Origin of the sequence: Mixta intestinalis, assembly GCF_009914055.1 — a bacterium.
Taxonomy (GTDB): Bacteria; Pseudomonadota; Gammaproteobacteria; order Enterobacterales; family Enterobacteriaceae; genus Mixta; species Mixta intestinalis.
On the sequence record NZ_CP028271.1, the window covers coordinates 1877666 to 1892048 of the forward strand.

Annotated in this window: 17 protein-coding genes and 1 tRNA gene; 5 read left to right on the top strand and 13 right to left on the bottom strand. The window is 50.6% G+C overall.

Translation table 11 applies throughout. From position 1 onward, the window contains the following. Positions 1–29: 29 nt before the first annotated feature. The 6 genes from C7M51_RS08930 to C7M51_RS08950 all read right to left on the bottom strand — a co-directional run bounded on the left by C7M51_RS08930 (position 30) and on the right by C7M51_RS08950 (position 3007). The gene (locus C7M51_RS08930) at positions 30–308 is read right to left on the bottom strand and encodes a hypothetical protein (RefSeq protein WP_160621471.1); all 279 of its coding nucleotides are present in this window, start codon (positions 306–308) and stop codon (positions 30–32) included. Between the two features lie 93 nt (positions 309–401). Then, positions 402–1079, bottom strand: coding sequence for a LexA family protein (locus C7M51_RS08935; RefSeq protein ID WP_160250065.1), 678 nt, complete (start codon positions 1077–1079; stop codon positions 402–404). 111 nt (positions 1080–1190) lie between these two features. Then, on the bottom strand, positions 1191–1370 hold the full coding sequence (locus C7M51_RS08940; protein WP_160621472.1) for a YodC family protein: 180 nt from the start codon (positions 1368–1370) through the stop codon (positions 1191–1193). A gap of 277 nt (positions 1371–1647) precedes the next feature. Beyond that, complete coding sequence (locus C7M51_RS22610; protein ID WP_280115543.1) at positions 1648–1779, bottom strand: hypothetical protein; 132 nt, start codon at positions 1777–1779, stop codon at positions 1648–1650. 40 nt (positions 1780–1819) lie between these two features. After that, complete coding sequence (locus C7M51_RS08945; protein WP_160621473.1) at positions 1820–2722, bottom strand: DUF808 family protein; 903 nt, start codon at positions 2720–2722, stop codon at positions 1820–1822. 15 nt (positions 2723–2737) lie between these two features. After that, positions 2738–3007 carry a hypothetical protein gene (locus C7M51_RS08950; RefSeq protein ID WP_160621474.1) on the bottom strand — a complete coding sequence of 90 codons (270 nt, stop codon included), beginning with the start codon at positions 3005–3007 and terminating at the stop codon, positions 2738–2740. 160 nt (positions 3008–3167) lie between these two features. Between C7M51_RS08950 and yedA the strand changes: the two genes are divergently transcribed. Then, positions 3168–4088, top strand: a complete 921-nt coding sequence (gene yedA, locus C7M51_RS08955) for a drug/metabolite exporter YedA (protein WP_160621475.1) — start codon at positions 3168–3170, stop codon at positions 4086–4088. A gap of 54 nt (positions 4089–4142) precedes the next feature. Here yedA and C7M51_RS08960 read toward each other — a convergent pair whose 3' ends face one another. From C7M51_RS08960 to C7M51_RS08980, 5 genes are all read right to left on the bottom strand, one after another. Further along, positions 4143–4625, bottom strand: a complete 483-nt coding sequence (locus tag C7M51_RS08960) for a very short patch repair endonuclease (protein ID WP_160621476.1) — start codon at positions 4623–4625, stop codon at positions 4143–4145. Positions 4626–4767: 142 nt separating this feature from the next. Further along, complete coding sequence (locus C7M51_RS08965; protein WP_160621477.1) at positions 4768–6177, bottom strand: DNA cytosine methyltransferase; 1410 nt, start codon at positions 6175–6177, stop codon at positions 4768–4770. After that, entirely contained in the window at positions 6164–6454 is a 291-nt protein-coding gene (locus C7M51_RS08970) for a hypothetical protein (RefSeq protein ID WP_160621478.1), read from the bottom strand. The genes C7M51_RS08965 and C7M51_RS08970 overlap by 14 nt, the downstream gene beginning before the upstream one ends. Before the next feature lie 22 nt (positions 6455–6476). Continuing rightward, positions 6477–6755, bottom strand: coding sequence for a hypothetical protein (locus tag C7M51_RS08975; protein ID WP_160621479.1), 279 nt, complete (start codon positions 6753–6755; stop codon positions 6477–6479). Between the two features lie 69 nt (positions 6756–6824). After that, a complete protein-coding gene (locus C7M51_RS08980; protein WP_160621480.1) occupies positions 6825–7529 on the bottom strand; it encodes a phosphohydrolase in 705 nt (234 codons plus the stop codon). A 638-nt stretch (positions 7530–8167) separates the two neighbouring features. Between C7M51_RS08980 and C7M51_RS08985 the strand changes: the two genes are divergently transcribed. From C7M51_RS08985 to C7M51_RS08995, 3 genes are all read left to right on the top strand, one after another. After that, the gene (locus tag C7M51_RS08985; RefSeq protein ID WP_160623608.1) at positions 8168–8830 is read left to right on the top strand and encodes an ASCH domain-containing protein; all 663 of its coding nucleotides are present in this window, start codon (positions 8168–8170) and stop codon (positions 8828–8830) included. A gap of 106 nt (positions 8831–8936) precedes the next feature. Then, complete coding sequence (mtfA, locus tag C7M51_RS08990; RefSeq protein ID WP_160621481.1) at positions 8937–9725, top strand: DgsA anti-repressor MtfA; 789 nt, start codon at positions 8937–8939, stop codon at positions 9723–9725. 89 nt (positions 9726–9814) lie between these two features. Beyond that, positions 9815–9890 (top strand) — tRNA-Asn (locus C7M51_RS08995). Positions 9891–10018: 128 nt separating this feature from the next. Here C7M51_RS08995 and C7M51_RS09000 read toward each other — a convergent pair. Both C7M51_RS09000 and C7M51_RS09005 read right to left on the bottom strand, forming a co-directional pair. After that, on the bottom strand, positions 10019–10885 hold the full coding sequence (locus C7M51_RS09000; protein WP_160621482.1) for a hypothetical protein: 867 nt from the start codon (positions 10883–10885) through the stop codon (positions 10019–10021). A gap of 669 nt (positions 10886–11554) precedes the next feature. Next, positions 11555–13066 carry a CoA-acylating methylmalonate-semialdehyde dehydrogenase gene (locus tag C7M51_RS09005; RefSeq protein WP_160621483.1) on the bottom strand — a complete coding sequence of 504 codons (1512 nt, stop codon included), beginning with the start codon at positions 13064–13066 and terminating at the stop codon, positions 11555–11557. A gap of 763 nt (positions 13067–13829) precedes the next feature. On the opposite strand from C7M51_RS09005, the gene C7M51_RS09010 reads away from it, so the two are divergent. Then, positions 13830–14324: a pyridoxamine 5'-phosphate oxidase family protein gene (locus tag C7M51_RS09010; RefSeq protein WP_160621484.1), complete on the top strand. Its 495-nt coding sequence runs from the start codon at positions 13830–13832 to the stop codon at positions 14322–14324. Positions 14325–14383 lie beyond the last annotated feature (59 nt).

Genomic DNA, 14383 nt, shown 5'->3' on the forward strand with positions numbered 1-14383 from the left:
TGACGAGACGGCAACCTGACCGCATCCCGCTATTTTTTAGCACGATCGGATGGCGACGATTTTGCTTCCAGTCTGCGCAGCTTGTTCCACGCCCGGCGAACACCGTGCTGCGCCAGCTCTCCGGCGTAGCGCTCAAAAATGGCGGTGCGACGGCGCTGCTCGGTACGATTGTCATACCAGATCAATATCCCCCGCAACAGAGTAAAAGCCACGCCCAGCAGATAGCCCCATTCCTGTAGCGTTAGCCGGTTAAGACAACCTTTTGCCATACCCAACAGCAATACGACGCCGTTCATTATCATCTCCATCCCTTTTCTCCTGACGGTTAAAGGATGAACTAATAATGAACTAAAAGTACATTAACGGCAAGCACTATTCGTTCATATTGCTAATGTTAGCGCTTATGCCAGATTCTCCCATTTTGCTTCTACCACCACGCCAATAATGCGGCAATCATCGTGAATTTCCTGCATTTTATACTCAGGATTCAGCGGTTTAAGGTATTTACGCTCGCCATCTTCGATATAGCGTTTAAAGGTGGCTTCATTGGCATTGACCAGGCGGGCAACCACCAGTTTACCTGATGTGGCAGGGATATCGGGATCGACAAGGATCATCATACCTTCCGGGATACTCAGGCCCACGGGCGAAGTCATGGAATCTCCTTTTACCTCCAGCCAGAAGCTGCCTTCGCTGACATGGCGCGTAGTGGCGGGCCAGCGATCGATCTCGGCGCGTGACCAGGGTTCAACCGCTTCGCTCCAGCGCCCGGCGCTGACCCAGCTGATTAATGGATAGCAGTGGAAAGTACCCGCCTGCGCTACGGCACCCACGTTATTATCCAGCGTGCTGGTACCAAGCTGTAACCATTCGCGGCTGACATCAAGATAGTCAGCCAGCGCCTGGATTTTACCATCACGCGGCAGGGCTTCACCGTTCAGCCATTTGCCTACCGCACGCGGCGTCACAGAGAGCGCCCGCGCCAGCAGCACGCCGCGTCCGTGCGCCTCAAGACCTTTACGATTGCAGGCTTCAATAAGCCTGGCGGAAAAAGCATGACGATGATTTTCTTCTGACATGGTTCACCTGGTTCATTCAAGGCGCGCTTTACACGCAAAAAAAGGAAATAATGAACCAAATGTACAAAACAGCTATCCGCCAGTCAAGCCTGGCGGACGAGCTGACGAGGCTTAGCTGGCAAGCTGGCTGGACGAATGGATAAGAGACAGCTCATCCCGATGAAACGCTTCGCGTCTTACGCTGTAACCGTCATACCAGCGACACTCGATCATACCACTGGCGATACCAGTCACGATCATCGTCTGACCATTCTCTTTATGTTTCACTTCATCACTAACGTTGATAAACACTTGCGGCCTCCTTTGTTAAGCTAAGGTAAAAAAAGTATCCACTATGTATAGCAGGCCGTTTTTAAATTTTCCTCTAAGGCAGTTAAAAAGCTGGACGTAACGCGCAATAGCCAGTGAAAATCACGGAATATAAACAAAGCAGATAAAAATTACGCCTGAGTTTGAACCGCAGGTGGCTGAAAAAAGACGAAAAAAAACGGACATGCGTCCGTTTTATGGCTATTGCTTAATCCGGCTATACGCTGAAAAAGCGCGAAGCGGGCATTAATGCAGGCAACTAAATTTTACAGCCTTCGCAATCCGCTTCATCATCCAGCTCGTCAGGCACTTCGCTGGCTTTTTTTACCGCGTTAGCTTCAGCCGCTTCCAGCTGTGCATCGATGTCAAATTCAAACATATCGTCATTCATGGCCTGCTCCCGTTAGTGAAATAGCGCCGCTCTTTATACCTTAAGCACGCAGTCTGGCAATCAGATTAACCACCAATAGCACGATCGCACCAATAATAAAGCCCACCACCAGATTCGCGCCGTTCTCCAGAAGTATCGTGACCAGGCCGCTTAAACCTTCGCTATAGTGAGCAATAGCATGATGCAGCAGGGGGACGCCATGCACAATAATACCGCCGCCCACCAGAAACATCGCCAGCGTGCCGACAACCGTCAATATTTTCATTAACCAGGGCGCTGCCGCCACCAGCGTTTTACCGATAGCCTGCGCAGCCGCTGCCTTTTTTTCGCTCAGCCAGTAACCAAGATCGTCCAGCTTTACGATGGCGGCCACGATGCCGTAAACGCCGATGGTAACCACAATGGCAATACCAGCCAGCACCAGGATCTGATCCAGCAGCGAGGCGGCGGAAACCACCCCTAACGTGATGGTGACAATCTCCGCCGAGAGAATAAAGTCGGTGCGCACCGCCCCTTTGATTTTCTTTTTCTCGTAGCCAACCGGGTCCTGCTCAATTAACTTTTTCAGACGCGCCTGGCGTGCCTCAGGCGATTCAGCATTTTTATCGCGATGCAGGCTGTGCATCACCTTCTCCACTCCCTCATAGCAGAGGTAGGCACCACCGATCATTAACAGCGGCGTAATCGCCCAGGGAGCGAAGGTGCTGATAACCAGCGCCAGCGGCACCAGAATCAGCTTATTGAGGAATGAGCCTTTAGCGACACCCCAGACCACCGGCAATTCACGGTTCGCCTTGACGCCGGTAACCTGCTGCGCATTCAGCGACAGATCGTCTCCCAGCATTCCTGCGGTCTTTTTCGCTGCAATTTTTCCCATTACGGAGATGTCATCCAGCAGCGTGGCGATATCATCAAGCAGTGTCAGTAAGCTACTTCCAGCCAAGTTAGTTTCCTTATTTTATGGTTCATCGTGCTGACAGCAGGGGCATACTTCAATTTCGCTGACCGCCATATCCGCGATGCCCTCACAGTCCCACTCAACGCGCACCGGCCCCTTACCGGCGTGGTGGTGTAAATATTTACTCACCGAACTTTCGGTCATGCCGGTGATCTCTTCCGTTGCTATCAGGGTTTCGCCGACATAAATCCGCGCCGTCGCGTGCGTATTGACCATGCGCTCACCCTGCAACTTATACAGCCGCCTTACCGTCAGCTTAATACTGGACATCCCGCCCCCCAGAGTCATCAGGCTAAAACAGCGATCTAACCAATTATGGTCTGGTTTGGCAAACTCTGCGCCAGATCGCATTGTGGTAACCGGAAAAAATCAGGTAATTTTTCTGCTTTCGTGGCAGATTAAAGCCTTTGATTATCATCGGATTGAAAAAATGTCTCGCTCCACCTCCTCGCTGCTGCCGCTTTCTCTGGCGCTGTTTACCTTGTATATCGTCTGGGGCTCAACCTATTTTGTTATTCGTCTTGGCGTGGAGAGCTGGCCGCCGCTGCTGCTCGCGGGCCTGCGCTTTCTGCTTGCCGGGCTGATCCTGTTTATCTTTCTGCGCTGGCGCGGCCAGCCGCTGCCGACGCTTCGGGCGACGATTAACGCAGGTCTGATTGGTCTGCTGCTGCTGGCGGTAGGTAACGGCCTGGTTACGCTGGCTGAACATCAACAGGTTCCATCAGGCCTGGCGGCGGTGATGGTAGCGACGGTGCCGTTATTCGCTATGTGCTTTAGCCGACTGTTCGGTATCCGCACACGCAAAATTGAGTGGCTGGGTATTCTGGTAGGTCTGGCAGGCATCATTCTGCTGAACAGCGGTGGCCATCTGGCGGGCAATCCACAGGGCGCGCTGCTGGTGCTGACGGCGGCGCTGAGCTGGGCGTTCGGTTCGGTTCTCGGCTCGCGCATTACCCTGCCGACCGGTGCGATGGCGGGCGCGATTGAAATGTTGGTGGCGGGCGTGGCGCTGCTGCTAGCCAGCGTGCTGAGCGGTGAACGCCTCACCGCACTGCCCGATTTGCAGGGTTTTCTTTCGCTGGGCTATCTGATGCTGTTTGGCTCAATTATCGCCATTAACGCCTATATGTATCTGATCCGTAACGTCACGCCTGCGGTAGCAACCAGCTACGCCTACGTGAATCCGGTTGTGGCAGTGCTGCTGGGTACTTCTTTTGGCGACGAGATGCTGACGCCTCGCGAATGGCTGGCGCTGGCTATCATTATTTTCGCCGTAGTGCTGGTAACGCTGGGGAAAACCCTGTTCCCGGCGCGCTCCTCCGTCACCGCGCCCCGTAAAGAGTCAGACTAAGCGAAGCGCTATAAGCTGCGCCTCTTCAGCTTCTGCTGGCGGGCGCGGCTCCAGCTATTCCGCCGGTAGCGTGAGCGGATGCATGCCCTGATGATCGATGGCAGCATTACTGTCGCTGGCGAGCAACCACTCCTCCAGACGGCTGATAATTGCCTCATCATCCAGCCTCAGCTTACCGCGCAGTGCGCATTCCCACACCACCAGCACTTTCCATTGCTGCTGTGTTAGCTGGGCAACGTGGCGGCGATCGCGCTCTACATTGCTGCCGATTTTCCCCATCCAGAAGGCGGTACGGGTAGCGGGTACTTTGAACAGATAACAGTGGTGGTGATGCCAGAAGCATCCATGTACGAAAATAATCGCCCGCTGTTCTTCCAGAACAAAATCGGGCCGCCCCGCCAGGTTTTTATCCTGAACCCGATAGTGAAATCCGCGATCGGTTAACAGCTCGCCCAGACGCTGCTCGATGGCGGTATCACGCGTGCGGATGGCGCGCATATTTTTACTGCGCACCGCGGCGGAATGCACATCAGCCATAGCAATTTCTCCTTTTCACCTGCTAACAGTGTATGCGCCAGAAGGGAAAAGCAGCAAATTACCGGTGCGCCTGTTGTAATAATTTACAAGCGCACCTTCTTAACTGCCAGGCTAAAGCCAGCATTTTGCTGTGGCCTGTGCACTATCGCTTACTGACCGCCTCGGCAATCCACGGCTGTAGCAGCTGCGCGACAGCGGCAAAGACCGGCACGATCACCGAGTTGCCGAACTGACGATAGGCCTGAGTATCGGAAACCGGAATGCGGAACCTTTTCCCTTCCGGCGTTTCGAACCCCATCAGCCGGGCGCATTCACGCGGCGTCAGCCGCCGGGGACGACGCAGCTGATTTTCTGGATGATTAAAATCCTTCTCGCCCAGAGCGCGATCCCAGCCGCGATCGATCAAAATTTCCGAACCATCTTTGTAGTAACGCGCCGACAGCGTGCGCACCACGCCATGTGCGCTGGCCGGATCGAACAGGCCATAGCCGAAGCCGTTACCCTTCGCCTGATGCTTACGCGCATAGTTATAGAGATATTTCCACAGCGTCGGCGTCAGAATATATTTCTCATCAACCTGCGGCTCCAGCAGCTCCGCCAGCGTGCGCCGCCGCTGCGGCCAGAAGCGTGAGATATCGCGCAGGGTAAAGCCCGGTTTCAGGTGTAAATCGCGTCGGAACCCCACCAGCACGATACGTTCGCGATGCTGCGGCAGAAAATGCTGACCGTCGATGATTTTCGGATCTGGCCCGGTGGCATCAGCATCCGCTATCTCGTAGCCCAGCTCATCCAGCGTCTGCATAATAATGCGAAAGGTATTGCCTTTATCATGACTTTTCAGGTTTTTGACATTTTCCAGCACGAAGATGGCCGTTTTTTTCGCGGCGATAATGCGCGCGACGTCGAAAAACAGCGTGCCCTGCGCCTCGCAGGCAAAACCGTGAGCGCGTCCAAGCGCATTTTTCTTGGAGACGCCTGCCAGCGAAAAGGGCTGACAGGGAAAGCCCGCCAGCAGTACATCATGATCCGGGATGCTTTCATCAATATGCCGCCACGCCGTTTGCTCATCAATATCAGCATGCTGGCTTAGGGTGACGTCACGAATATCCTGATTAAAGCGATGCTGCTGCTCGTCACAGTACCAGTTCGCTTTATAGGTACGCACCGCATGTTTATTCCATTCGCTGGTGAATACGCACTGACCGCCGATAGCTTCAAAACCGCTACGAATTCCGCCGATACCGGCAAACAAATCGATAAAGCGAAAAGCGTAATCAGGATGATGCGTCGGCGGCGCGGGCAGCATCTGACGCAACAGTGCCACTTCTGCGGCGGTTAGCGATCGCTGGCTTCCCTTTCCCGCCAGCCAGCGGCCCAGCGATTCGCGCGTCCATTCATGCTGATTAAGCTGACGCAAACAGGCCGCAACGCTTTTCCGATCGTAAACGTCCAGCACCTTTTGCAACAATGCCTGATCTTCCAGCCGCTTCTGCTGCGCATCTGCCTGCGCCTGTTGCGCCAGCCGTAGCGCCACTTCATCAAATTCGCTCATAACTTTGCTGTTTTGGTAAAAAGTGCGGCAAGTGTATCACCAGTTTGACCCAGCGCTCTATCAGATAGCATTCCGCTTTGCTGCTTATGCGTTCTGCGTCCCGTCGCGCTGAAATAATCAGCGTCAGCCCGTCCTGGATAAAACTGGGCAAACCTGAATACACAGAAGAACACAGGTACAGGGTTTGTGGGTGGTCAGGCAGAAGTGAATAAGGCGCTGACGCAGTAAAGCGCCCTCGCCTTAAAAAAGAGGAGGCAACTGGCGCTGCACCTTTCATAAAGCGCGCCGGTTTATGTAGGCTATTTTTTCTTTTTGCCTTTCTTCAGCAGCGTGCGGAGCTGTTTGAGTTCGCTGCTGGTAAGCTGAGGCGTCGGTTCTTCCTGCGTTTCCTCCTCCAGGGTTGCCAACTCTGCCGTGTGTGAGCTGTCGATTGCCGGGTGAGGCTGATTTAACAGGCTGGTCTGCAAACGCTGGCTTACTTCCTCACTCAGCGAAAGCTGCTTTTCCAGCGCCAGCGTTTTTAACGTTTCTTTTAATGCGGGATCAATTTTGATCGTTAAGCTAACCGTTTCACTCATACCGTTTCTCCTGATTGTTTGGCTCATCCTGGCGGAACGGGAGTAAATTTAACAGACTGTCACAAAAATTTAATATTCGCCTGATACAGGCATGAAATCACGCAGTACCGATTCATCGAGAGAAACCATGTCACCCTGTAGCTCTGCACAGAGCTTGGCCATATAGGTCACCAGAAAAGCAACATTATGCTGTGCCAGCCGCTTCCCTTCTGCGGTCTGCATAGTATCCGGCAGGCGCAGCAGCTTTTGTTGGAAGTGATCGAGCGTCCAGAGTTTGTCATCCAGCGGACGAGCACGCCCTAACGGATCCTCGCTGTCGAACAGCGCTCTTCCCAGCACGCCGGAAGTGTAAAACACCCGCGCCAGACCAATCGCTCCCAGTGATTCCAGCCGGTCTGCATCCTGCACAATGCGAGCCTCCAGCGTTTCCGGCTTGATGGCGGCGCTAAAGCTGTGTGCCTGTACCGCATGAGCTACCGCATCATGCAGCTCAGCCGGAAAATCGCTAAATGCCTCGCTCAGGATACGTCGTGTTTCCGCCGCCGCCTGCGTTGAAGCGAGATGCCGCTGCGGATGGTTTTTGGGCAGGTTAACCACATCGTGAAAATAGCAGGCGGCAACCACGACCAACGGATCGGCTTCGGTGCCCTGCATAATTTGCTGTGCCGTTTTCCAGACGCGACGCAAATGCGCAATGTCGTGCGCTTTGTCATCCTGCGACCAGCTGGCGTGTAGCCAGGTTTCAAAGCGGGATTGCCAGTGCGTAAGGGACATCGTCTTCTCCTTATTATTAGCGTAAGCAGGTTACAACGCGGCAGGACAGTATGCGAGCCGGGAAAGCGGCTTCCCGTGCGGATATAGCGCCGTTTTATGGCAGTTGAGTGAAGCTGAACGCCATTGTAATCCCTGTAGTCAGGCAGTCAAAAATGCGATCCAAATCAAGATATAGCCATTACATTACAAAAAAACAACAATATTGAAACAAGCTTAGTCTTTCAGCAGTAAGGTTAAATCTGAAAAAATATAAGAAATGGTAATGAAGTAACGATAAATCAGACAACAGGCGTACTGCATGTCAGACCAGTATGTGCCATATTGATAGGCTCATGACTTAAGTCAAACTTATTATCCTGAAAGGGGCTTTTATGCTTTACGATGCATTAAGCCACTGTAAGAATATACAATAAAGCGATGAGACGCGGATTTCATTTATCGTTAAAGATAATGCTTACTGCGTCCGGATAAATCGCTGCATTTCAGGGGGTAGCCAGATCATTTTCATAATATGTTCTCATGAATAATTATTGAAATGATTGCCCCCTTTTATCATGAGTAATGTTAGGATTTATCTTATTGCCTGTTTCCCATAAATGTTACCGGGTACTTAAGAAAAAAGAAAAATGAGGTATATGATGAAAGAAAGGCCAATTCTGTTCTCTGAACAACGCGTGCGCGCCCTGTTGGCTGGCCAGCAAACCCAAACCCGGCGAATTATGAAGTCACAGCCTTTTGGTCCAGGACAGGATAATCATGAAGGTTGCTACGCTGTTGACGTAACCAGTAACTACCTGCACGGCAAAAAAATGATGAGCATGGAAGATCTGAGCTATCAGTGCCCGTATGGTCAGCCGGGCGATCGGCTGTGGGTGCGCGAAACCTGGCGCGGCCCTATCGTTCCTCCGGCAGAAATTCAGGACTACGAGCGCACGCCTGCCAGTTTCCGCCAGCCGAAATATTGTCAGTACCGCGCCGACAGTCGCGATCTGAGCCACCAGCACGATGAAGAAAGCGAAACCTTTGGCTGGCAAACTGGCATTCATATGCCGCGCTGGGCCAGCCGCATCGATTTACTGATCACCGGCGTGCGTGCGGAACGCATTCAGGATATCAGCGATGATGACGTGATGGCGGAAGGGGTACAGACCGATTCGCATTTCCTGAATCACTTTTTCACGATGAACAGCGAATCTATTGCACCAAAAGAAGCCTATCGCAAAGCCTGGGAAAAACAGTACGGCGGCACCAGCTGGGAAGTCAATCCCTGGGTATGGGTGATCGAATTTCGCCGCGTCTGATAAAAGGCTGTGACCTTCCCCCGTTTTAGCTGATTCAGCGATTGCGTGACAGGTCAGGCTGCGGCATGGTACGCAATTATTCACTTTTCGCCGAGCGAGTTTTGCGATGATTAAATGGCCGTGGAAAGAAAAAGCTGAACCAGCGCCGCTCCCCTGGCAAGAGGCGCTATCAGCGCCTATCTTTGCGTCACTTCAGCCCGATGAGGAGCAGGCACTGGTGCAGCTGGCGCAGCGTTTTTTACATCAGAAACGGCTGGTATCGCTTTCCAATCTACGGCTGGAAGCTTTACATCATGCGCGCATCGCCCTGCTGTTCTGCCTGCCGGTATTAAAGCTGGGGCTGGAATGGCTGGACGGTTTTCATGAGGTGCTGATTTACCCGGCACCTTTTGTCGCTGAGGATAGCTGGCAGGATGAGGATGGTCTGGTGCACAGCGATCGCAGCGTACAGTCGGGTCAGAGCTGGCAGCAAGGACCGGTTATTCTTAACTGGCTGGATATTCAGGACTCATTCGATCTCAGTGGATTCAACCTGATTGTGCATGAGGTTGCCCACAAGCTGGACGCGCGCGGCAGCGGCTACACTAACGGCGTTCCGGCGATTCCGCTGCGAGAGGTGGCTGGCTGGGAGCAGGATTTACACGCTACGATGGAGGCGATTCAGGAGGAAGTGGATCTGGTGGGAGAAAACGCCGCCTCGATTGATGCCTACGCCGCAACCGATCCGGCGGAGTGTTTCGCGGTTCTGTCAGAGTACTTTTTCAGCGCCCCCGATCTGCTGGCGCAGCGCTTCCCTGGTTTTTACCAGCGTATGACGCGCTTTTATCGCCAGGATCCGCTGGCGCGCCTGCAACCGCTGGCCGCACCGCTGCCGGAAAATATGCCGCAGGCGTGAGCGGCATAAGCTACCCGGCTGAATAATAGCCGTTTTTTAATGTTGACAGCCCGGTAAGCTAACGGTAATATTCGCGCCACTTAACCGATTCCTCTGTAGTTCAGTCGGTAGAACGGCGGACTGTTAATCCGTATGTCACTGGTTCGAGTCCAGTCAGAGGAGCCAAATTTAGAGAAGCCCGCTCAGGGAAACCTGAGCGGGCTTTTTGCTGCCTTAATTCAATCGAAGCATTTTTTGACGAAGCAGTAAAATTAAGAATAACATGTCAGAAAACGGATAAAAATCATTTACGATCAATTGTAATTGATATATTTCTCAGTTATCCTGATATCCCATACATCAGACAAATGAACGGCTAATTGATAAATATTTTCCTTTTTATTGACATGTCGAAAACTTATTTCAATATTATTATTTTCTTTTGCTAAAACAAAAGCTAATGTATACCAGCGTTGATCTCTGCATGTGTTTTCTACCACGGCAATAGCTTCCAGCACGTCAGATGGAAAAGAAATATAGATATTTTTATATCCCAGGCCAATTTGTTTTTTATTTTTCCTTCCGTAGGCTATCAGTAGACACTGAGCATGATCGGCATAAGTTTTTTTTATCGCTTCTGGAGGACAAATATATTCTCCTCCGGGAATTGAACATACTATCTTAACGATAAAAGAAAAGGCCCATTCTTCGTAATTTATTTCTCTTTCGCCTTCGCATTCTAATACATTTGGTATAGTGCCATAGTTAATATCAGACCCAACCATAACACGTTCATTTCCAGAAAAACAACTTTTCCCTGTTTGTGATATTTGTATGTAATCCAGTCCATACCACCTTTTCTTATCCTGCGGGTTAAGCTGTGCCACTACGCACTCATTAATAACTTTTTCATTATTCTGGTCATCAAAAATTATAATTTCAGTAAACATCATACAAACAACAGAAAAAACGCCTGCTCCCCAGCCATATTTAACCCAAAAAACGACAACAAAGGCAATCATTAAACTGAACTGCAAACAGGAACAAACTTTATTTCTCTTTATCCTTGCTGGCAAAAAAAATTTATAGAGAACAGCATACATACCCAAAAGGCTAACAATCCAGATGGGTTGCAAATAAAGCAATAAAAAAACTGTTATAATCATCCCTGCCAGGTACAAAATACCTCCTTATAAAACCTTATATCATGAGCACTATTACTTTATCATTTTAAGATATTTTTTATTAATCTCTGTAAAATTACATAATGAAGCTATCGCTAACTCCATTACCTGATCTTCATTAAAATTACTTTAAAGGAAATAAAGTGTCAATATTACAATATCTAACAATACAGGATGAAATTTTATGTAAGCTAACACTATTCCTGCATTGAATTATAATCAACAACGCTGTATAAATAATAGTTCACCTTCTGGTTAAAAATAACTTAGGGTAGCGCTGCGTCAGAATGTATCCAGCCTCAACTGGAGAAATATTCAAGTGATACTCTAAAGGATGTCGGTTATCAGCAACCGGGAATTCACGATGAGGCACAACATCGACCGGCGAACTGAGGCAGTAAAGGGGAGCATTGACGGTAAAGTTCGATCCCTGCCACGTCTCCCTACATCCGGAATTTTTCACAGAAGCTTTGCGGCTGAGGCCCCTTCTGATATAGCAGACTTGCCTTTCAAACCATGAAAAATTTTTTGTGGGGAGGAGATTCAGGAGATGCCAGAGTTTAAAGTAAATGCAAAGGAAAGATTTATGCGGAACAGCATTTGCTGGCGTTAACTCCGAATACCGCTGCGGCAATATCCGGAGTAACCATTTATTTAGCGCGAAGTTTAAATTGTTCCGTCCCAGGAATCGACTTTTTCACGTTTGGCTTCCTCTTCATCAAACCAGCGTGAAGTGACGCATTTCGATTCGGTGTAGAAACGCACGCCATCTTTGCCAAGACAGTGCAGATCGCCAAAGAACGACTGTTTATGGCCTGAGAACGGGAACACGCCAACCGGAACCGGAATGCCTACGTTGATGCCAACCATACCGCCATGGGTGCGTTTCTGGAATTCACGGGCATAGTAGCCACTTTGGGTGAAAATGACCGATCCGTTAGCAAATGGGTTTTCGTTCATCAGGCGCAGCCCCTCTTCAAACGATTTTACACGCTTAAAGCACAGCACCGGCCCGAAGATCTCCTCAGTACCGACGCTCATCTCCTTCGTAACATGATCGAGGATCGTTGGCCCAACGTAGAAACCCTGCTCATAGCCTGCCACGCTGATGTTGCGGCCATCGAGCACCACTTTAGCGCCTTCCTTAATACCTTTATTGATCCAGTTAATCACGGACTGCTTATGATCTTTGGATATTACCGGCCCCATATCGGTATCGCGCAGATAGCCCGGGCCAATTTTCAGCTGCTTAGCTTTTTCCACCACGGCAGCAATCAGCTTATCGGCGATTTCATCCTGTACGACAACGACCGGCAGCGCCATACAGCGTTCACCCGCGCAGCCAAAGGCCGCGTTAATAATCCCGGCAGCGGTACGGTTAATGGGCGCATCGTCCAGCACCAGCGCGTGGTTTTTCGCCTCGCACAGCGCCTGTACGCGTTTACCATGCGCAGCGGCTTTGGAGTAAACGTGCAGGCCAACCGAAGTAGAACCAACGAAAGAGACGCCGCTGACATCAGGATGCGTCAGCAGAAGATCGGCTTCATTACGCGAGCAGGTTACGATGTTAATAACGCCATCCGGTATGCCCGCTTCCTGATAAAGTTTGGTAATTTCCATACAGGTCATCGGTGTCATACTGGCTGCTTTAATGACCAGCGTATTACCTGCTGCGATACAGAGCGGCGCCATCCAGCCCATCGGGATCATCGCCGGGAAGTTAAACGGTACGATGCCAGCAAATACGCCAATCGGTTCACGATAAAGATTGGTATCAATACCAGCGGAAGCGTCCATCAGGTTTTCGCCCGCCATCAACGTTGGGATAGCACAGGCCAGCTCGGTTCCCTCTTTGGCTTTAAGAACGTCACCATGCGCATCGCCCCAGGCCTTGCCGTTTTCTTTCGCCACCAGTTCAGTCAGACGTTCTTCATGTTGCATCAGCAATTCACGCACACGGTACATGATCTGCGCACGCTTGATCGCCGGGGTATTTGACCATGCCGGAAAGGCATTTTTAGCGGCTTCGATAGCATCCAATACTTCTTTTTCAGTACAGCACGGCGCTTTTGCCATGACTTCGCCGGTGCTTGGGTTGTATACATCCATATAGCGCTCGGTTTTAGAGTCGCGCCATTGCCCACCAACCAAATATTGCAACTTTTCGATGCCAGCCATACTTTTCTCCATGATCTCAACTGCTAATAGTGACAACTCTCAAGAGCCTGTCGCGTTTAAACCGGGGGAACCCCTGCTCTACTTTCATCAATTCTTTGCCTGCCGCACCGTACGAAACATTCAATGATCTGTGCGTCTGCCTGTGTTCTGTCAGCGAACGGTTAAAAAAATTATCCCGCCAGGATGACGTACTACGTGATAACGGAAGTATGCGGTTTCTTCATCACGGTAATTATTTTTCACAAACAAAATAAATGAAATATTTAATTCGTTTTGCGAGACAGATCAAATATAAGGAAATTGGCAGTAACGTTTGCAGGCTAACTGTGAGGGGTTTTTTACCGATCAGGCAACAACTTCAAGAAAAAACCATTAATCATCAATCAATTAAATATAGATATTGCAGGTAAGCCACAAGGATAACATCTAAAAAAGATGAGCTGAAAAAAGGTAGTTCAGGCGCGGATGCTCATTTGAACATCGTATTAAAATGGAAACTGCAATTTTAAAATGGAACATAGCGGTTGAAAAATTCAACCGCAGCACAGATAAGTAACCTGCTCAGATTGATGTTCATCTGCCCAGACAGCGGATTTGCCGCTTTATATCCCCCTTGCCAGAGCATTTTCCTTTCTACACCGCTGGCTAAGCGCAAACGGCATGTTTCACTTGTCCGGCGGGTTATTCAGAAAACCGGCTGACAACACACTCGCTCTCAGCGTCTATACTCAGCGCTATGTTTAAAAAATGTTATGGAGGCATCATGGAAAGTCAAAGCGAGGTTTACACCCGTCCAGAACCGATCGTGGAGCTGCCGGAGGCGGTATTTAATCGACTGCGCGGCGAGATTACGCCACAGCCGGTTAATGAAGCAGTACGACTCTCTACCGTGGATGCCGAAGGCTGGCCGCACGCTGCTCAGCTTAGTCTGGGGGAAGTATTTGCGGTCGATCGTCAGACGCTGCGCGTCGCGCTGTGGCCTGACTCGCATACCAGCGAAAATTTACGCCGTGATGGCCGCCTTTCCGTAGCGCTGGCCTACGATAAAGGCATTATTGAGATGCGTGGGCGCGCCATTCAGATTGCTGAAAATGAAACCGACCTGAAGCTGGCGGTGTTTGAAATCGACATTGGCAATATTATGGTGCACCGCTCTGATTACGCGGAAGTCGCAACTGGCGTGACCTTTAAGCTACATGAGCCAGAGAAGGTGGAAGCGCGCTGGAAAGCGCAGCGTCATGTGCTTTCTTCGCTGTAATCCTTTCCAAACAGGCGGCTCCCTGCCGATTTTGCAGGCAATCAGGGAGCCGCCTGTTC